Origin of the sequence: Halocalculus aciditolerans (genome assembly GCF_014647475.1) — an archaeon.
Lineage (GTDB): Archaea > Halobacteriota > Halobacteria > Halobacteriales > Halobacteriaceae > Halocalculus > Halocalculus aciditolerans.
Window position 1 is genome coordinate 484,243 of the sequence record NZ_BMPG01000003.1, and the last position, 17,988, is coordinate 502,230.

Consider the following 17,988-nt stretch of genomic DNA (forward strand, 5'->3'; position numbering starts at 1 on the left):
TCCGAGTTTTTAAGCGGGTCGCCACGAGAGTGCGGTGTATGATAGCGCTCGACGACGAGCAGCGCATGGTACTGGACGCGATTCAGCAGGTCGCGGAGTCCGAGTTCGCGGAGAAGGCCTTCACTTGGCAGGGCGAGACGCCGTGGGAGAACGTCGAACTCCTCGCGGAGCAGGGCTTCCTCGGCATCAACATCGCGGAGGAGTACGGGGGCGGCGGAATGTCCGAGCTCGAGGCGATGCTCACCATCGAGGCGGTGGGCGAGGTCTGCCCGGACACGGCGCAGTTCCTCTACGAGCAACAGATGGTCGCGCCGCGCGCCGTCGAGATGTTCGGGAGCGACGCGGTGAAAGACGAGTATCTGCCGCGGGTGACGGGCGGGGAGACGATGATCGCCGTCGCCATCTCCGAGCCCGAGGCCGGCTCGGACGTCGGGTCGATGACCACCGAGGTAACCGAAGAGGACGGCGAGCTCGTCCTGAACGGGGAGAAGACGTGGGTGAGTTCGGTGCCGGAGTCGGCGGCGGCGGTGGTGTGGACGAAGTTCCCGGAGGGGCTCGGCACCGTGCTCCTCGACTTCGAGATGGACGGCGTCGAGGTGGCGGAGCACTACACGAACATGTCGGGGGCGACGCAGACGCAGTTCTACATGGAGGACGTCACGATTCCGGAGGAGAACGTCCTGACGCGGGGGCCGGAGGCGTTCAAGGCGCAGCTGAAGGCGTTGAACTGGGAGCGACTGGGGAGTGCGACGCTCGGGAACGCCGTGGCGCGCTGCGCAGTGGACAAGGCGCTCACGTACGCGGAGGACCGCGAGCAGTTCGGCCAGCCCATCGGGGAGTTCCAGGGGATGGAGTGGAAGTTCGCGGACATGGTGAAGCGTCTCGAAGCGTCGCGCGCGCTCACGTATCGGGCGGCGACGACGGCGGTCGAGCAGGGCCGCATTCCGGACCGGATGGAGACGAGCATCGCGAAGCTCTACTCGGCGGAGATGGTGGAGGACGTCGTGAGCGAGGCGCTGCAGGTGCACGGGTCGAACGGCTACCAGCAGGGTCATCCGCTGGAGTATCTGTACCGGATGCAGCGCGGCCGCCGCATCGCCGCGGGGACGGACGAGGTGCAGAAGAACCAGATCGCGAGCGTCCTGCAGAAACAGGGCCTCCCCGACCTCGCCTGAGACGAATCGGGGCGAACGGCCGACGGCGGCGGCGCGATACTTGCCGGGTTCGTCGCGGGTGACGAAACCGAAACCCGCAATCGGTTTCGCATCAGTGAACTTTATGTGGATGTGGGGAGGACGAGGAACTACCATGACAGACCGGGAGCGCGCGGGTGACGGCGGGCAGGGCGGTCGGGCAACCATCAAGAGCCTGGAGACGACGTTCACCATCGTGGAATCGCTGCAGGAGCTCGGCGGCGGTCGGCTGACGGAGCTCGCGACGCACACGGGAATCTCGAAGAGCACGGTGCACAAGCATCTCGCGACGCTCGTCGAGCAGGGGTACGTCGTGAAGGAGGGCGACGACTACCGGCTCGGCTTCAAGTTCCTCGACGTCGGCGGGCACGCGCGCGCCGAGTTCCTCGGGACGGACATCATCAAGCCGAAGATGCAGGAGTTAGCGGAGAAAACGAGCGAGACGGCGCAGTTCATGACGGAGGAACGCGGCCGTGCGGTCGTCCTCTATCGCGAGGCGGGCCGAAAGAGCGTGCCGTCGCGCACGCGCACGGGGAAGCACATGTATCTCCACCAGACGGCGTCGGGGAAGGCCATCCTCTCCGGCCTGCCGGACGAGCGCGTGCACGAGATTCTCGACGAGCGCGGGCTGCCGCGGGCGACGGAGTCCACTATCACGGACCGGGAGGCGCTCCTCGAGGAGCTCGCGGAGATTCGCGAGACCGGCATCTCGTACAGTTACGGCGAGAGCACGAAGGGGCTCTACGCCGTCGCCGCGCCGATGTACTCGCCCGACGACACGGTGCTCGGCGCGTGCGCGGTCTCGGGGCCGAGCCACCGGATGCGGGGCGAACCGATGAGCGAGGAACTCCCGAGCATCATTCTCAGCATCGTGAACGAGATCGAACTGAACATCGCCCACGCCTGACCGACGTTTCGTATCGAGAAACGTCCGGCGGGCATCATTTCTTACAATTGTACTCCCGTAAAGCAATTCGGTCGGCGTCGACGCCGAGGCCACACGGCGAGGAGAGCCGGCGGCGTCGAGCAGGAACGTTTATTACAGATCGAGAAGAATAATGAGTGCCGAGAGTCTTCTGAACCCCGATTTTTTCTCGATAGTCGGGAGACAGGGGCATCGTTTTGTAAGTGGCCGTCCAACGGCGGGGTATGGCCGCAGGGACGATAGCCCAGCAGGTGCTATCAGCGCACGCTTCGCGAGACGACACGCCGTCGGCCGGTGAACACGTCACCGTCCGACCGGACTGGATACTCTGCCACGACATCTCCGCGTACTCGGGGATGGAGCGGATGGGCGAGCTCGGCTACACCGAAATCGCGCATCCGGAGGACGTCATCATGGTCTTCGACCACTACGTGCCGTCGCCGAACGAGCGCATCAGCACGCAGATGAACCAGCTCTCCGAGTGGGCGGACGCGCAGGGCATCGAGCACTTCTTCCGGTCCGGGAACGGCATCAGCCACAACATCATGAACGAGCAGGGGTACTCCCTGCCCGGTTCTCTCATTCTGGGCGCGGACTCCCACACCGTCACGCACGGGGCGTTCGGGTCGTTCGCGACCGGTATCGGACACACCGACCTCGGCGAAGTGCTCGGGTCGGGCGAGCTCTGGCTGAAGGTGCCGGAGACGCAGAAAGTCACGGTGGAAGGGATGCTCCCGGACGGCGTCGGGGCGAAGGACCTCGCGCTCGCGATGATGCGGGAGTTCACGACGACGGGCGCGATCTACGACTCCGTGGAGTTCTACGGTGAGGCGGTGGAGAACCTCGAGATGCACGAGCGCCACACCCTCTCGAACATCACGGTCGAGATGGGGGCGATGGCGGGTATCGTCCCACCGGACGAAGTGACCGAAGAACACCTCGACGGCGTCGCCGTGCGCGACTACACGCCGGTCACGGCGAGCGCGGACGCGACGTACAGCCGGGAGCGCCGAGTGGACGCGAGCGACCTCGAACCGCTCGTCGCCGCGCCCGCCGCCGTCGACAACGTCTCGCCCGTCACCGACCATGAAGGAACCGCCGTCGACCACGTCTTCGTCGGCACCTGCAACAACTCCAGCTGGGCGGACATCGAGGCGTTCGCCGACCTCATCGACGGCGAGACCATCGCCCCCGACACCGACCTCGTGGTGACGCCGGGGACGAAGGAGACGCTGAAGCAGATGAACAGCACGGGCGTCTCGAACGCGATTATGGACGCGGGCGGGATGGTCGGCACGCCCGGCTGTGGCTCCTGCTTCGGCGCGCACGGCGGCATCCTCGGCGAGAGCGACACCTGCGTCGGGACGATGAACCGCAACTTCCCCGGGCGGATGGGGCCGGGCGAGATCTACCTCGCCAGTCCGCAGACCGCCGCCGCCGCGGCACTCTACGGCGAGATTACGGACCCCCGGGAGGTGCGCTAGATGGAGCGCTCTGGGCACGCACGCCTCCTCCCCGACGACGTCGACACCGACCAGATCATCCCCGGCGAGTACCTGAACACGATCCCCGAAGACCAGCTCGGCGAGCACGTCCTCGAAGGCTACGACGCCGACTTCCCGGAGCGCGTCGCGGACGGCGACGTGCTGGTCGCGGGGAAGAACTTCGGGCTCGGGAGTTCGCGGGAGGCCGCGCCCATCGCCATCCGGAACGCCGGCGTCGCCGCGGTCGTCGCGGAGTCCTTCGCCCGCATCTTCTACCGGAACGCCATCAACGTCGGCCTCCCTATCGCCGTCGTCCCCGGAATCACCGAACACGTCTCCGAGGGCGACGTCGTCCGCGTCGACCTCACCGAGGGCCGCGTCGAGAACACGACGACGGGGAAATCGTTCTCCATCAGCCCGCTCCCCGACGACCTCACCGAAATCCTCGAAGCCGGCGGGCTCGTCCCGCTCCGCCAGCGACAGCGAACAGCGGAGCGAGAGGCAGGTCGAGGTGCGGGACGGAACGAAGAAGGCGAGTAGGCGTTAGTTCTCGGCTTCCCGGTCGGCGTAGCGGTCTTTCGCGGCGGCGTACTTCGCTTCGAGGGCTTCGACGTCGCCCATCTCGGTTATCTCGTCGCGTTCCTCCCACTCGACCATGCCGTCGAGGATGTTCTCCTGGCTGCGCTCGTCGATGAGCGTCTCGTAGGTGTCCTGGATGGTCTTCAGGGCGGCCTTGAAGGAGTCGGAGGGGTAGATGGCCATGTCGTAGCCGATGTCGGTGAGTTCCTCGGCGGGGATGGGCGGCGTCTTCCCCTTCGCGGCGAGGTTGGCGAGGAGCGGGCTCGGGGCCTCGCGGCAGACGCGCTCCATCTCCTCGCGCTCGGTCGGCGCTTCGACGAAGAGGACGTCCGCGCCCGCTTCCTTGTATAGTTGGGCGCGGCGGATGGCTTCGTCGAGGCCGTCGACGGCGAGCGCGTCGGTTCGCGCGATAACGAGGAAATCCTCGCTCTCGCGGGCGTCCGTCGCCGCCTCGATCTTCGCCGCGAACTCAGGTGCAGAGATGATGTCCTTGCCTTCGAAGTGCCCGCAGCGCTTCGGGAACGTCTGGTCCTCCAGCTGGATGGCGTTCGCGCCGGCGCGCTCGTACTCGCGGACCGTGCGGTAGGCGTTGAGTTCGTTGCCGTAGCCGGTGTCGCCGTCGACGATGAGGGGGACGTCGAGGACGCCGGCCATCTGACGGGCGCGCCGCGTCATCTCCGTCATCGTCGTCAGTCCGATATCGGGGCCGCCGTGGACGGAGGAGGAGACGCAGGAGCCGGACATGTACACGGCTTCTGCGCCCGCTTGCTGTGCCATTCGGGCGGTCAGCGCGTCCCACGCGCCGATCGCCATCAGTAACTCGTCACGCTCGATGAGCTCGCGAAGCGACGTCACGGGTGGAGAGTACGCGTGCGACACCAAAAACGTGCGCTTCTCGCGCGGAGAAGAAACGGAAGCGAAGCCGGGGTCAGTCGTCGGTGTGGCCGAGTTTCCGGCGGGTGTAGGGTTCGAGGCCGCCCTGGTCGACGAGGGACTGGAGGAAGTCGGGGAGGGGGTCGGCGTCGTGGGTTTCGCCGGTGGTGTGGTCGACGACGCGGCCGTCGCCGAGGTCGAGGTGGACCTCGTCGCCGTCGGCGATGCGGTCGGCGTCGGGGCAGACGAGGAGCGGGAGGCCGATGTTGATGGCGTTCCGGAAGAAGATGCGGGCGAAGGATCGGGCGACGACGCCGGAGACGCCCGCGCCCCGGAGGGCGACGGGGGCGTGTTCGCGGGAGGAGCCGCTGCCGAAGTTCTCGCCGGCGACGACGAAGTCGCCGGGTTCGACGCCCTCGGCGAAGTCGGGGCGGTGGTCGGCGAAGGCGTGCGCGCCGAGGTCGGCGGGGTCGCTGGAGACGAGGAAGCGCGAGGGGATGATCTGGTCGGTGTCGACGTCGTCGCCGAACGTCCAGGCGCGACCGGGAGTCACCGGGTCGCGGACGTCGCTCATGGCTGTGCCTCCGCGGGGGTGACGACGTCGTCGTCGTAGCGGGTCGTTTCGACCGTTCGCGGGTCGGTAATCTCGCCGTAGAGCGCGGACGCGCCGACGGTGGCGGGGCTGGCGAGGTAGACGCTGCTGTCCATGGAGCCTTCGCGGCCGGGGAAGTTCCGGTTCGCCGTGGCGAGGCAGACGTCGCCGTCGCCGAGGACGCCGTCGTGCGTGCCGAAACAGGGGCCGCAGCCCGCGCTCTGGACGATCGCGCCGGCGTCGACGAAGGTGTCGAAGACGCCGGTGTCCAGCATGCGGCGGTAGATCGCTTTCGAGGCGGGGACGACGACCATGCGCGTGCCGGGGGCGAGGGTCTCGCCGTCGAGGATGTCGGCGACGACGCGGACGTCCTCGTACCGGCCGTTCGTGCAGGTGCCGACGAAGAGCTGGTCGACGGGGGTGCCGGCGACCGCGTCGACGTCGACGGCGTTCTCGGGGTTCGAGGGCTTCGAGACCTGCGGCGCGAGGTCGGCGGCGTCGTAGGTGTGGACGGCGGCGTAGTCGGCGTCGTCGTCGGGCGCGAGAGAGACGTCGAAGCTCGATTCGGTGCGGCCGGTCTGGCGGGCGAGAAAGCGCGCGGTGCGCTCGTCGGGTTCGACGAGACCCGCCTTCCCGCCCATCTCGATGGCCATGTTCGAGAGGACGAGGCGCTCGTGAATCGGGAGGTCCTGAACGGCGGAGCCGCCGTACTCGGCCGCCCGGTAGGTCGCGCCGTCGAAGCCGACGTCGCCGATGAACCGGAGGATGAGGTCTTTCGCGTAGACGCCGTCCGGGAGCGTGCCCTCGACTTCGAAGCGCACGGAGTCGGGCACGCGGAACCAGAGGTCGCCGGTCGCCATGGCGGTGCCGAGGTCGGTGGAGCCGACGCCGGTGCCGAACGCGCCGAGGCCGCCGAAGGTCGTGGAGTGGGAGTCCGCGCCGACGACGAGGTCGCCGGGTTCGGCGAAGCCGTGCTCGACGAGGAGCTGGTGGCAGATGCCGTCGCCGACGTCGAACTGGACCGCGCCGAACTCGGCGGCGAAGTCGCGGACGGCGTTGTGGTTGTTCGCCGCCTGCACGCCGTCCGCGGGCGCGTGGTGGTCGATGGTGATGACGGTGTTCTCGGGGTCGGCGAGCGGGCCGTCGCCGTCGGTGACGCCGCGGAACACCTCGAAGGTGAGCGGGCCGGTGACGTCGTGCGTGAGCATCGCGTCGACTTCGGCTTCGACGTAGTCGCCCGCGCGGGCGTCGGTGTTCGACTTCTCGGAGAGTATCCGTTCGGCGAGTGTTTTTCCGGTCATGGCTCTGCGTCGCTGGCGACGGTGTCGAGGACGCGGCGGGCGGTGCCGCCCATGAGGACGTGGCTCGTCGCGCCGAGGTCGAGGCGGTCGCTGATCGAGTGGGCGACCGCTTCGGTCCGCTCGAAGTCGAGGCCCGTGTCGACGCCCGTCTCGGTGAGCATGTGCGCGAGGTCTTCTGTCGGTGTGTTCCCGACGCCGGAGAGGCCCTCGGGGAGGACGACGCCGCCGCCGAGCCCGCAGACGGAGGCGTCGAAGCGGTCGACGCCGCACTGCATCGCGGCGAGCGTGTTCGCGAGGCTCATCCCGTTCGTGTCGTGGAGGTGGAGGCCGGCGTCGACGCCGGGGTGGCGGTCGAAGACCTCGGTGAACATCGCGTCCACCTGCACGGGGTTCGCGAGCCCCATCGTCGTCGCGAGCGTCACTTCGTCGACGCCCGCCTCGACAACGCGGTCCACGACCTCGAGCGTGCGTTCCTGTGGGATGCGGCCCTCGTAGGGGCAGTAGAAGCTCGTTCCGATGCCGGCCTCCACGAGGACGTCCGTCCCCGCGGCGAGGTCGACGATTTGCTCGACTTCGTCGAGGATTTCGCTCGTGCTCATCGACTGGTTCTTCCGGCTGTACGACTCGCTCACGGTGACGAGCGCGTTCACCTTATCGACGCCGGCGTCGAGCGCGCGCTCCATCCCGACCGCGTTCGGGACGAGCGCGCGGTACGTCACGTCGTCGCGGCGCGTAATCCGCCGGGCGACTTCGTCGGCGTCCCGGAGGTTCGGCACGGCCTTCGGATGCGTGAAGGACGTGAACTCGATTTCGTCCACGCCGGTCGTCGCGAGGTCGTCGATGATGGAGGCTTTTTCGTCCGTTGGGACGAAGCGGTCGAGGCGCTGGAAGCCGTCGCGCGGCAGCATCTCGACGACGTGCACGGAGTCGGGCAGGTCGAGCATCTAGATCACCCCCTCGGATTCGAGGTCGCGCCGGGTTTCGGCGTCGTAGCCGAGGAAGTCGCCGTAGACGGCGTCGTTGTGCGCGCCGAGCGCCGGCCCGAGGTGGTCGACGCGGCCGGGCGTGTCACCGAACTTCGGGGTGACGCCCTGCACGAGGCCGGAGCCGAGGTCGTCGTCGTCGACGTCGACGACGGCGTCTCGCGCCCGATAGTGGGGGTCCTCGACGATATCGGCGACGTTGTAGATGGGCGCGATGGTCGCGCCCGTGTCCTCGAAGACGTCGAGGACGGTCTCGCGGTCGCGGTCGGCCATCCAGTCGGCGATGACGGCGTCGAGTTCCTCGACGTGTTCGACGCGTTTCTCGTTCGTCGCGAAGCGCGAGTCGTCCTTCAGGTCGGGGCGGTCGATGGCGTCGAAGACCCGCATCGCCGTCGGCTGCGTCGACGCGGAGACGGCGACGTACCGGCCGTCGCCCGTCTCGTAGACGTTCCGCGGCGCGCTCGACGTCGAGCGGTTCCCGGACCGGCGGTCGACGTCGCCGAGCTGGTCGTAGCGGAGCGGCTGCGGGCCGAGGATGGAGAAGATGGGTTCGATGAGGCTCGTGTCGACGACCTGTCCGCCGCCGCCGTTCACCTCGCGGTTCCAGAGCGCGAACATCACGGAGAACGTCGCGTACATCGCGGCGACGCCGTCCGCCAGCCCGGTCGGCGGGAGGAGGGGTTCGCGGTCCGGGAAGCCGTTGAGGAACGCGAAGCCGCTCATCGACTCGGCGAGCGTCCCGAACCCGGGGCGTTCCGCGTACGGGCCGGTCTGTCCGAACCCGGAGATGCGGCACGCGACGAGGTCCTCGTTCACCTCGTCGGTGAGGCGCTCGGGGTCGAGCCCCCAGCGTTCGAGCGTCCCCGGTCGGAAGTTCTCCACGAGGACGTCCGCCTCCCGGAGGAGGTCCTCGAAGACGACGCGGCCCGCGTCGGTCGAGATGTCGAGCGTCACCGACTGCTTGTTGCGCCCGAGGTATTTCCACCAGAGGCCCGCGCCGTCCTTCTGGGGGCCGAACCGCCGGAGGTGGTCGCCGTCGGGGTGTTCGACCTTTATCACGGTCGCGCCGAAGTCGCCGAGGAGGCGACCGACGGTGCCCGCGGAAATCATCGTGCCTGCTTCGACGACGACGAGCCCGTCGAGGGGCCCGTCCGTCCCGGTAGTAGTCTGCATGTCGTGGTGTGTGTTCGGTGGGTGTCGGGTGGTGCGGCCGGCCGCGAAGGCCAGCGGAGCGGTGCGCGCGAGCGGACGCCTCAGAGAGGCCGGTCGATGTGCGTGCCGTAGCCCTTCTCGCCGACGACGTCGCCGTCGTCGAAGGCGAGCTGGCCGCGGACGACGGTCTGCGTCGGCCAGCCCGTGACCGCCGTGCCCTCGTAGGGCGAGTAGTCGGGCGCGCCCTGGAGGAGTTCCGGGGTGATGGTCTTCGTCTCGTCGAGGTCGACGACGGCGAGGTCGGCGTCGCTCCCCACTCTGACTGTGCCCTTCTTCGGGTGGAGGTCGAAGGCCTTCGCCGTGTTCGTCGACGTGACTTCGACGGCGCGCTCCAGGCTGATGCGGCCCTCGTTCACGCCCTCGGAGAGGATGAGCGGGAGCATCGCCGGCGTGCTCGGGAAGCCCGGCAGGCTGTCGGGGACGTCGTCGCCGATCTTGTCCGCTGCGAGGTTCGCGCAGTGGTCCGTCCCGATCGTCGAAATCGTCCCGTCCGCGACGCGCTCCCAGAGCGTCTCCTGGTCCTCCTTCGAGCGGACGGGCGGGTTGACGTTCATGCGCTCGTCGCACTCCTCGGTCGTGAGGGTGAGGTAGTGCGTGCAGGTCTCGCCGGTGAGGCGGTAGCCGGCGTTCCGGAGCGCCGCGAGCTCGTCCGCCGTCTTCCCCGAGGAGATGTGGACCGCATAGAAATCGTCGTCGTAGTCGTGTTGTTTGGCGAGCGACGCCCCCGAGACCATGCTCTGGGTCTCGGCGTAGCCGGGGAACTGGTCGACGAGCGTCTGGTAGTCGCGGTATTCGGCGTCGTCGTCGCGTTCGACGTCGAGGTAGGGGTTGTCGCCGAGCGAACTCGTGATCTCGACGTTCTCCGAGTGGTAGCCGAGCGTCGTGGGCGCGTCGACGTCCGCGAGCGCCTGAATGAAGGCGTCGCCGAAGTCGTCCCGCATCTCGCAGTCGACGCCGAACTTCTCCGTCGCGACGTACTTGTAGTTCATATACCACTTGAAAGAGGTGATACCGAGGTCCTCGACGATAGTCGGGATTTCCTCGACGTGCTCGAAGGAGAGCAGGCCGAGCGAGAAGAAGTAATCGTGGTAGTAGTTCTCCTCGGCCTGCTCGAAGTAGTCGCCCATGATCTCCTCGTAGGAGCCGGGGCGGCGGAAGTAGTTCCCGATGGTGGTGACGCCGCCGACGAGGTCGGCGCGGGATTCGGATTCGCCGTCGGCGTCGAGGCCGCGGTAGATGCCGTGGTGGGTGTGCGGGTCGATGGCTCCGGGGAGGACGTGCTTCCCGGACGCGTCGATTTCGGTCTCGCCGGAGAGCGTGCCGGGTTCGGCGACGGCGGCGATCTTCTCGCCCGACGCCGCGACGTCAGCTTCGAAGGTGCCGTGTTCGGGCGTGACGACCGTGCCGTTCGAGACGACGAGGTCGTACTCGCGGTCAGTCATCGAGGGCCTCCACATACGCCTCGACTTCCTCGGTCTCCAGGACTTCGGCGTACTTCATCCAGAGGTCCATCAGGCCGATCTTGTGCGACGCCTCGATGCGGTCGAAGATGCACTCCTGGGGGAGGAGGACGTCGAAGCCGTTCTGCTTCGCGTCGATGGCGGTCGCGCGCACGCAGCCGCTCGTGGAGTTCCCGACGACGATGACGGAGTCGTGGCCGCCACGGACGAGCCGGGAGAGGAGGTCCGTGCCGTAGAACGCGCTCGCGTACGATTTGTCGATGACCGTCTCGCCGTCCGCGGGAGCGACGGGGTCGACGATTCGGAGGTCGTCGTGGTCGGGGTCGTCGTAGCTCGACGGGACGACGCGCGTGTAGATGACGGGAACGTCGTGGTCGCGCGCGAAGTCGAGGAACGGCTCGATGTAGTCGATGGCGTCCCACGCGATCTCCCCCATCGCGGTGCGGTGTTTCTCGACGGCGTCGAGGATGGGTTCGTCGTCGCCGACGATGAGCTCCTGCATGTCGATGACGAGGACCGCGGGGTTCTCCCCGAGCCCGCGGGACTCCCAGGAGGACGCGCCCTCCTCGTCGTAGCCCGCTTTCGAAATCACTTGCTTGTCCCGCTCCGTGAGTAGATCTTCCCAGATACGCTCGGTCATGCTTGACAACCTCACACTACACTTTCGCCCGGGTTCGCTTAAACCTACTTCTTACACCGGTGTCGGCGCGAACGCGTCGAGGACGGCTTCGGCGAGGTCGCGGTCGGCGTTTGACGGCGCGCGCACGATGGGGAGGTCGACGCCCATCGCGCGGACCGCGTCGAGTTCCTCCCGGGCGTCTTCGGGGGTGCCCCAGATTGCGACGGTGTCGAGGAAGTCGTCGCCGAGGTGCGCTACGCCCGCCTCGGTGCTCGGGGCGTCGCGGACTGCCGCGACGTCGTCGCCGAACCCGGCCTCCTCGGCGGCGCGGCCGTAGTAGCCGGGGACGTCGCGGAGGTAGTAGGCGACGTGTTCGGCGGCCGCTCGGCGGGCGACGGCGGGGTCGTCGTCGACGGCGGCGAGGACGTACATCGCCACGTCGATGTCCGCGACGTCGCGGTCGGCGCGTTCAGCGCCCGTCGCCAGCCACTCCTTCGCCTCGGCGAACTGCTCGCGTGGGTAGAGGTTCGGCAGCCAGCCGTCGCAGTACTCGCCGGTGAGGCGGACGTTCCCGGGGCCGAGCGCGCCGTTATAGATGGGGACGTCGGCGCGTTCGGGTTCGAAGGCGTCCCAGAAGCTCGTGCGCGCGGGGGTGAAGAACTCGCCGTCGAACGCCTCGGGCGTCCCAGACAGGTAGCGGCGGACGAGTTCGACGTATTCGGCGAGTCGGGGGAGCGGGCGGTCGAAGGGAACGCCGTGAAAGTCCTCGACGACGCCGGGGTGGGCGACGCCGAGGCCGAGAATGGCGCGGCCGTCGGAGTGCGCGTCGAGGGTGGCGACGGCCTGCGCGAGCGCCGCCGGCGTCCGCGAGAAGACGTTCACGATGCCCGTGCCGAGTCGGACGTCGTCCGTGACGGTCGCCCAGCGCTCCAGTTTCCCGAACGCGGTCTTCCCCTGGCCTTCGGCGGCCCAGACGCTCTCGTAGCCGAGTGCGTCCGCGCGCCGGACGAGGTCGAGGTCGTCGCGGAGCGCGAACAGGACGCCGGTCCGTTCGGTCATCGGCGGCCCTCCGCGGAGAGAGCGAGCGCACGCGGTGGTCGCTGCGGTGAGCGCATCATACCGTGGACGTTCGCGGCCGGGGGCATAACGGTATCCCCGCGTGCGGGGCGATAGCTTTAGGCGGTGTGGGTCGAACCAGCGTGCATGGTCGAGCAAGCAGAGAGGAGCGGCGAGCGCGTGGTATCGGTCGCGGACGTATCGTTCGACGTCGAGACGGACGTCCTCGTCGCGGGCGGCGGCGGCACGGGTCTCGTCGCGGCGCTCGCCGCGTCCGAGAACCCGGACCTGACCGTGACAGTGCTGGAGAAGAGCCCGGACGTCGGCGGGAACACGTCGCTCTCGACGGGGATGGTGCCGGCGGCGGGGACGCGCCTCCAGCGCGAGGCGGGCATCGAGGAGTCCCCTGCGGACATGGCGCGAGACATCTTGGAGAAGAACGACTACACGGCGGACGAGGCGATGGTCCGGCGTCTCTGCGCGGAGAGCGCGGACCTCGTCCACTGGCTCGTGGACGACTGGGACGTATCGCTCTCGCTCGTGGACGATTTCAAATACCCCAAACACTCCGAGTATCGGATGCACGCGCCGCCGGGGCGGAACGGGGCGAACCTCGTCGCCGAGTTGCGAGCGCGCGTCGAGGAGACACCGAACGTCGAACTCCTGACGAACACGCCGGTGACGACGCTCGTAGCGGACGACGCCGGGGTTGTCGGCGTCGTCGCAGGCGACCGGCGCTCGGAAGCCATCGCCGCAGAGAAGGTAATTCTCGCGACGGACGGGTTCGGGGGGAACCGGGAGATGATCACGGAGTGGTGTCCGGAGATCGAGGACGCGGTGTACTTCGGCGCGGACGGGAACACGGGGGACGGCATCCGGTGGGGGGCGGCGCTCGGCGGCGAGCTCGCCTGCATGGACGCCTATCAGGGGCACGCGACGGTCGCGTCGGGACAGCTCTCGACCTATGCGGTGGTGATGAACGGCGGCGTGCTCGTGAACGAGCGCGGGGAGCGGTTCGGCGACGAGTCCGCGGGGTACTCGGCGTTCGCCGTCGACGTCCTCAGGCAGCCGGGCGGGCACGCGTTCGAACTGTTCGACGAGCGCATCTTCGAGCGCCTCCGGGGCGAGTTCGACGACTTCGACGAGGCCGTCGAGAGCGGCGTCTACCACGAGGCCGAGTCGGTCGAGGCGCTCGCGGAGACGCTGGGGTTCGACGCCGACGCCGCGGCCGAAGCCGTCGAGAGATATAACGCCGCGGCGGCGGCGGGCGAGCCGGACGAGACGGGGCGAGAAGACGGCGTGCACGCGCTCGAAGCGCCGTTCTACGGCGCGAAGGTGACGGGCGCGCTCTTCCACACGCAGGGCGGGCTGGTCGTCGACGAGGACGCGCGCGTCCTCCGCGAGGACGGGACGGTCGTGGAGAACCTCTACGCGGGCGGCGGGACGGCGTGCGGCATCAGCGGGCACGGGCCGGGCGGCTACCTGAGCGGGAACGGGCTCACGACGGCGCTCGGGTTCGGGCGGCTCGCGGGCGTCGACGCCCGCGAGCGGTGCCGAAACTAACGGATAACTGGCAAAAAACACCGCAAATCATTTAGTGGGTGTCCCACCCATAGGTACATGCTACCATGAGCAAGCGTGAGCAGTCTGCAGTGTCGAGTCGGCGTCGATACCTCAAACTCGCCGGTGTCTCGGGAGTCGCGGCCCTCGCGGGATGTTCCGGCGGTGGCGGCGAAACAACGACCTCGACGTCGGGCGGCACGACGACGGGGACGACGAACGGCGGCGGGAACGTCGAGGAAGTCATCATCGGATCGAACCACCCGCTCTCGGGCGGGCTGGCGTCGACGGGCGTGAAGATGGACAACGCGGTGAAACTCGCCGCGCAGCGGAAGAACGAAGCCGGCGGCATCGAGGCGCTCGGCGGCGCGGACGTGAAGGTCATCAGCGGCGACAACCAGGGCGAGCAGTCCCTCGGCGGGCAGGTGAGCAACGACCTCATCGACCAGGGCGCGTCGGTCCTGACCGGCTGCTACTCCTCGCCGGTGACGACGGCGGCGACGCAGGCGGCGGAGCGCGCGCAGACGCCGTTCGTCGTCTCGGTCGCCGCCGACGACGCCGTCCTGCAGGGCCGCGGGCTCGACTACTCGTACCGGCCGCAGCCGCCCGCGAAGCGGATGGCGAGGGACTACGCGGAGTACGTCCCCGAGGTCATCCGGCAGAACGGCGGCACCATCGAAACCGCCGGGTTGTTCTACGTGAACAACAGCTACGGGCAGGCGATTCGGGAGAGCCTGAACGAGTACCTCCCGCAGAACGGCGTCGAGGTCACCGTCGAAACGGCGCTGGAGTACGGCGCGGACAGCGCGGACACGCAGGTGACGAAGCTCAAGCAGAGCGACCCGGACACCGTCATCGCGACGACGTACGTCCCCGGCGGCGTCCTGCTCTCGCAGGCGATGCAGGACCAGGACTACCGCCCGCCGCACCTGACGGCGTGCGCGAGCGCGACGTTCCTCGACGACGAGGCGCTCGCCGACATCGGCGACTTCGCGAACGGCGTCCTCGACAACAACTACGCGCTGAACAACACCATCGACAAGACCGCGGCCGTCCGCGAGGCCTTCCGGAACCAGTACGATAAGGGGATGGACGGATCGACGGGGATGGCGTACGTCGCCACGGAGGTCATCATTCAGGCCATCGAGGAAACGGGGAGTACGGACCCCGAAGCCATCAACGAGACGCTCAGCTCGATCCAGGTCGACGACCACATCGCGGCGATGGGCACCATCGACTTCCAGGAGAACGGCGAGAACGCGAACGCGCTCGCGCCCGTCAATCAGGTGCAAGACCTCGCCGCAAAAGTCGTCTACCCCGAGGAGTACGCGGAAGCACAGCCCCAGATCTAAGCGTCACCGCGACGCCCTTTCAGAGGCGGCATACACTACACAGATGAGATTACTCGACACACCATGATACCGGCGTTCGGTGCAGTACTGCTCCCGCTGTCGATGCTCTCGCGGTTCGTCGACCCGTTCTCGGCGATCCTGCGGGACGTCCTCGGTTTGAACCCCGTGCTCCTCCAGTTGGTCGCGTTCGCCCTCCTCCTCGGCGGAGTGTACGCGCTCACTGCGCTCGGACTGACGATGATCTTCGGCGTGATGGACGTCATCAACTTCGCGCACGGCATCTTCCTCGTCGTCGGGATGTACACGACACTGGTCGTCACGACGACGTTCGGCGTCAACCCCTTCCTCGCCATCGGGGTCGCCGTCGTCGTCCTGTTCGTCCTCGGCGTCGTGATGCACCTGAGCATCATCGAACCCATCCTCGACGCGCCCGACCAGAACCAGCTCATCGTGACGCTCGGCGCGCTCTTCGTCATCCAGAGCGTCATCGAGATCGGCTTCGGCCCGGACCCGCAGAGCATCGGGTTCAAGGCCGGGACGCTGGAGGTCGCGGGCGTCTTCATCCCGAACGGCCGGCTGTACGCGCTCGCGCTCGCCATCCTCGCGATGGTCGTCGTCTGGGCGTTCCTCCAGTACACCGACCTCGGCCGGGAGATTCGCGGCACGGCGAACAACCGCATCGGCGCGCAGTACGTCGGCATCAACGTCACGCGCATCAACTACCTCACGTTCGGCATCGGCGCGGCGCTCGCCGGCCTCGCCGGCGGCTCCGTCGCGCTCTTCAACCGCTTCGACCCGTTCTCGGGGAGCACCTACCTCATCAACGCGTTCGTCATCGTCGTGCTCGGCGGCCTCGGGTCGTTCCCGGGCGCGTTCCTCGGCGGGATGATCATCGGGTTCCTCCAGGTCTTCGGCTCCTACTACCTGCCGGGGACGACCTACCAGATTCTCATCTTCCTGCTCTTCATCGGGACGCTCCTCGTGAAGCCGGAAGGGATCTTCGGGGGTGAGTCGGCGTGAGCGAACTCCGCGAGCGCTACCGCGCCTTCGACGACCACCGGTACTCGGGCGTCGCGAAGGGCGCGCTCGGGTTCGGCCTGCTCGCCGTGCTCCCGCAGCTCATCGCGGTGAGCGTCGCCGGCGTCTCCATCGACCAGTGGGTGAGCGTGAAGATTCTCGTCCTCACGCTCATCTTCGCGTTCTCCGCGCAGGCGTGGAACATCATGTCCGGCTACACCGGGCAGTTCTCCTTCGGGCACGCCGCCTTCTTCGGCATCGGCGCGTACGCCACGCAGGCGCTGCTCGCCACGTACGGCCTGAACCCCTGGATCGGGATGCTCGTCGGCGGCCTCCTCGCCGCCGTCTACGGGCTCTTCGTCGGCGTGCTCTGCTTCCGCTACAACCTGAAGGGCCACTACTTCGCGCTGGCGACGCTCGCGTTCGCCGAACTGCTCCGCGTCGTCGTGCAGAACACCTCGGAGCTGAACGGCGCGAACGGCTACTACAAGCCGTTCGCCCGCGACTACGCCAGCGGCCCCGGACTGGCCGCGTTCCAGTTCCAGACCGACCTCCCCTACTACTACGTCATCCTCGCGTTCCTCATCATCGTCACCGCCGTCGCGTGGGCGATTCGGAACTCGTGGATCGGCCTCTACTTCTTCTCCATCCGAGAAGACGAGGACGCCGCGGCGAGCGTCGGCGTCCCGACGAACCGCTACAAGATCTACGGCGTCGTCATCAGCGCGTTCTTCACCGCGTGGGCGGGCGCGTTCTGGAGCATGTACTACAACACCATCCAGCCGTCGACGGTGTTCGACCTGTTCTTGAACGTCCGCCTGCTCCTCCCCGCCGTCGTCGGCGGCCCGGGGACGCTCATCGGCCCCATCATCGGGTCGTTCTTCGTCACCCCGGTGAGCGAGGTGCTCCGGACGACGTTCGACCAGGTGAACGGGCTGAGCCACGTCGTCTACGGGCTCGTCCTCATCCTCATCGTCCTGTACAGTCCGAAAGGCATCGTGAACTGGCCGGCACGGTTCCGCGCGCTACTCGGCCGCACGGAGGAAGACGATGACTGAGACGATACTGCACGCGACGGACATCACGAAGGAGTTCGGCGGGCTGGTCGCCCTGAGCGACGTCTCCCTCGACATCGACGAGGGCGAAATCGTCGGCCTCATCGGGCCGAACGGCGCGGGGAAGACCACGCTCTTCAACTGCCTGAGCGGCGCGCTGAAACCCACGTCGGGGACGGTGGAGTTCCGCGGCGAGGACATCACGGGGATGGAGCCCCACGAGGTCGCGAAGCGCGGGCTCGCGCGCACCTTCCAGATTACGCGGCCGATGGAGGACATGACCGTCCTAGAGAACGCGATGGTCGGCGCGCACATCCACACGCGGCGGCGCGGCCCCACGAGGGAGCGCGCACGGGACGCCCTCGACTTCGTCGGGCTCGCCGACGACGCCGACCGGAAGGCCGGCGGGCTGACGCTCGGGAAGCAGAAATCCTTAGAGCTCGCGCGGGCGCTCGCCACCGACCCCGAACTCGTCCTCGTGGACGAGATCATGGCGGGGCTCACGCCCGCGGAGTCCGAGCGCATCCTCGACCGCCTCGAAGCCGTTCGCGAGCGCGGCACGAGCCTCTTCGTCATCGAACACGACATGCACGCAATCATGGAAATCTCGGACCGAATCAAGGTGCTCGACAACGGGAAGGAGCTGGCGTTCGGCGCGCCGGCGGACGTCGTGAACGACCCGGCCGTCGTCGAGGCCTACATCGGCGAGGAGGTCGAGGATGTCTGA

17 protein-coding genes are annotated in these 17,988 nt (G+C 68.0%); 9 read left to right on the plus strand and 8 right to left on the minus strand.

The genetic code is table 11. The annotated features are described in order from the left end of the window. Nucleotides 1–38: 38 nt before the first annotated feature. From IEY26_RS13360 to IEY26_RS13375, 4 genes are all read left to right on the plus strand, one after another. Nucleotides 39–1,175: an acyl-CoA dehydrogenase family protein gene (locus IEY26_RS13360; protein ID WP_188979729.1), complete on the plus strand. Its 1,137-nt coding sequence runs from the start codon at nucleotides 39–41 to the stop codon at nucleotides 1,173–1,175. Nucleotides 1,176–1,308: 133 nt separating this feature from the next. After that, complete coding sequence (locus tag IEY26_RS13365) at nucleotides 1,309–2,100, plus strand: IclR family transcriptional regulator (RefSeq protein ID WP_188979730.1); 792 nt, start codon at nucleotides 1,309–1,311, stop codon at nucleotides 2,098–2,100. A 242-nt stretch (nucleotides 2,101–2,342) separates the two neighbouring features. Beyond that, nucleotides 2,343–3,602, plus strand: a complete 1,260-nt coding sequence (locus IEY26_RS13370; protein ID WP_188979731.1) for an aconitase/3-isopropylmalate dehydratase large subunit family protein — start codon at nucleotides 2,343–2,345, stop codon at nucleotides 3,600–3,602. Beyond that, nucleotides 3,603–4,142, plus strand: a complete 540-nt coding sequence (locus tag IEY26_RS13375) for a LeuD/DmdB family oxidoreductase small subunit (RefSeq protein ID WP_188979733.1) — start codon at nucleotides 3,603–3,605, stop codon at nucleotides 4,140–4,142. It abuts the gene before it with no gap. A gap of 3 nt (nucleotides 4,143–4,145) precedes the next feature. On the opposite strand, the gene IEY26_RS13380 is transcribed toward IEY26_RS13375, so the two are convergent. The 8 genes from IEY26_RS13380 to IEY26_RS13415 form a co-directional block, all read right to left on the minus strand. After that, nucleotides 4,146–5,036: an isocitrate lyase/PEP mutase family protein gene (locus IEY26_RS13380; protein WP_188979734.1), complete on the minus strand. Its 891-nt coding sequence runs from the start codon at nucleotides 5,034–5,036 to the stop codon at nucleotides 4,146–4,148. A 73-nt stretch (nucleotides 5,037–5,109) separates the two neighbouring features. Then, nucleotides 5,110–5,628 (minus strand): 3-isopropylmalate dehydratase small subunit, encoded by a 519-nt coding sequence (locus IEY26_RS13385; RefSeq protein ID WP_188979736.1) that lies wholly within the window; start codon nucleotides 5,626–5,628, stop codon nucleotides 5,110–5,112. Then, nucleotides 5,625–6,947: a 3-isopropylmalate dehydratase large subunit gene (locus IEY26_RS13390; protein ID WP_188979738.1), complete on the minus strand. Its 1,323-nt coding sequence runs from the start codon at nucleotides 6,945–6,947 to the stop codon at nucleotides 5,625–5,627. Before IEY26_RS13390 ends, IEY26_RS13385 begins: the two co-directional genes overlap by 4 nt. Further along, nucleotides 6,944–7,891, minus strand: a complete 948-nt coding sequence (locus tag IEY26_RS13395; protein ID WP_188979740.1) for a hydroxymethylglutaryl-CoA lyase — start codon at nucleotides 7,889–7,891, stop codon at nucleotides 6,944–6,946. Before IEY26_RS13395 ends, IEY26_RS13390 begins: the two co-directional genes overlap by 4 nt. Beyond that, the gene (locus tag IEY26_RS13400) at nucleotides 7,892–9,103 is read right to left on the minus strand and encodes a CaiB/BaiF CoA transferase family protein (protein ID WP_188979741.1); all 1,212 of its coding nucleotides are present in this window, start codon (nucleotides 9,101–9,103) and stop codon (nucleotides 7,892–7,894) included. Nucleotides 9,104–9,183: 80 nt separating this feature from the next. Then, nucleotides 9,184–10,584 carry a dihydroorotase gene (locus tag IEY26_RS13405; RefSeq protein ID WP_188979749.1) on the minus strand — a complete coding sequence of 467 codons (1,401 nt, stop codon included), beginning with the start codon at nucleotides 10,582–10,584 and terminating at the stop codon, nucleotides 9,184–9,186. Beyond that, entirely contained in the window at nucleotides 10,577–11,242 is a 666-nt protein-coding gene (locus IEY26_RS13410; protein WP_188979751.1) for an isochorismatase family protein, read from the minus strand. Before IEY26_RS13410 ends, IEY26_RS13405 begins: the two co-directional genes overlap by 8 nt. Before the next feature lie 51 nt (nucleotides 11,243–11,293). Then, on the minus strand, nucleotides 11,294–12,280 hold the full coding sequence (locus IEY26_RS13415; RefSeq protein WP_188979753.1) for an LLM class flavin-dependent oxidoreductase: 987 nt from the start codon (nucleotides 12,278–12,280) through the stop codon (nucleotides 11,294–11,296). Between the two features lie 144 nt (nucleotides 12,281–12,424). On the opposite strand from IEY26_RS13415, the gene IEY26_RS13420 reads away from it, so the two are divergent. From IEY26_RS13420 to IEY26_RS13440, 5 genes are all read left to right on the plus strand, one after another. Then, the gene (locus IEY26_RS13420; protein ID WP_188979755.1) at nucleotides 12,425–13,840 is read left to right on the plus strand and encodes an FAD-dependent oxidoreductase; all 1,416 of its coding nucleotides are present in this window, start codon (nucleotides 12,425–12,427) and stop codon (nucleotides 13,838–13,840) included. A gap of 65 nt (nucleotides 13,841–13,905) precedes the next feature. Then, on the plus strand, nucleotides 13,906–15,189 hold the full coding sequence (locus tag IEY26_RS13425; RefSeq protein ID WP_188979757.1) for an ABC transporter substrate-binding protein: 1,284 nt from the start codon (nucleotides 13,906–13,908) through the stop codon (nucleotides 15,187–15,189). Nucleotides 15,190–15,252: 63 nt separating this feature from the next. Then, a complete protein-coding gene (locus IEY26_RS13430; protein ID WP_188979759.1) occupies nucleotides 15,253–16,209 on the plus strand; it encodes a branched-chain amino acid ABC transporter permease in 957 nt (318 codons plus the stop codon). Next, entirely contained in the window at nucleotides 16,206–17,264 is a 1,059-nt protein-coding gene (locus IEY26_RS13435) for a branched-chain amino acid ABC transporter permease (protein WP_188979761.1), read from the plus strand. The genes IEY26_RS13430 and IEY26_RS13435 overlap by 4 nt, the downstream gene beginning before the upstream one ends. Beyond that, nucleotides 17,257–17,988 (plus strand): ABC transporter ATP-binding protein, encoded by a 732-nt coding sequence (locus IEY26_RS13440; RefSeq protein ID WP_188979763.1) that lies wholly within the window; start codon nucleotides 17,257–17,259, stop codon nucleotides 17,986–17,988. The genes IEY26_RS13435 and IEY26_RS13440 overlap by 8 nt, the downstream gene beginning before the upstream one ends.

Coding starts and splice junctions, on each gene's coding strand:
- IEY26_RS13440 (WP_188979763.1), top strand. CDS start 17,257: ATGACTGAGACGATACTGCACGCGACGGACATCACGAAGGAGTTCGGC.
- IEY26_RS13385 (WP_188979736.1), bottom strand. CDS start 5,628: ATGAGCGACGTCCGCGACCCGGTGACTCCCGGTCGCGCCTGGACGTTC.
- IEY26_RS13365 (WP_188979730.1), top strand. CDS start 1,309: ATGACAGACCGGGAGCGCGCGGGTGACGGCGGGCAGGGCGGTCGGGCA.
- IEY26_RS13395 (WP_188979740.1), bottom strand. CDS start 7,891: ATGCTCGACCTGCCCGACTCCGTGCACGTCGTCGAGATGCTGCCGCGC.
- IEY26_RS13415 (WP_188979753.1), bottom strand. CDS start 12,280: ATGACCGAACGGACCGGCGTCCTGTTCGCGCTCCGCGACGACCTCGAC.
- IEY26_RS13400 (WP_188979741.1), bottom strand. CDS start 9,103: ATGCAGACTACTACCGGGACGGACGGGCCCCTCGACGGGCTCGTCGTC.
- IEY26_RS13410 (WP_188979751.1), bottom strand. CDS start 11,242: ATGACCGAGCGTATCTGGGAAGATCTACTCACGGAGCGGGACAAGCAA.
- IEY26_RS13390 (WP_188979738.1), bottom strand. CDS start 6,947: ATGACCGGAAAAACACTCGCCGAACGGATACTCTCCGAGAAGTCGAAC.
- IEY26_RS13360 (WP_188979729.1), top strand. CDS start 39: ATGATAGCGCTCGACGACGAGCAGCGCATGGTACTGGACGCGATTCAG.
- IEY26_RS13420 (WP_188979755.1), top strand. CDS start 12,425: ATGGTCGAGCAAGCAGAGAGGAGCGGCGAGCGCGTGGTATCGGTCGCG.
- IEY26_RS13430 (WP_188979759.1), top strand. CDS start 15,253: ATGATACCGGCGTTCGGTGCAGTACTGCTCCCGCTGTCGATGCTCTCG.
- IEY26_RS13405 (WP_188979749.1), bottom strand. CDS start 10,584: ATGACTGACCGCGAGTACGACCTCGTCGTCTCGAACGGCACGGTCGTC.
- IEY26_RS13370 (WP_188979731.1), top strand. CDS start 2,343: ATGGCCGCAGGGACGATAGCCCAGCAGGTGCTATCAGCGCACGCTTCG.
- IEY26_RS13375 (WP_188979733.1), top strand. CDS start 3,603: ATGGAGCGCTCTGGGCACGCACGCCTCCTCCCCGACGACGTCGACACC.
- IEY26_RS13425 (WP_188979757.1), top strand. CDS start 13,906: ATGAGCAAGCGTGAGCAGTCTGCAGTGTCGAGTCGGCGTCGATACCTC.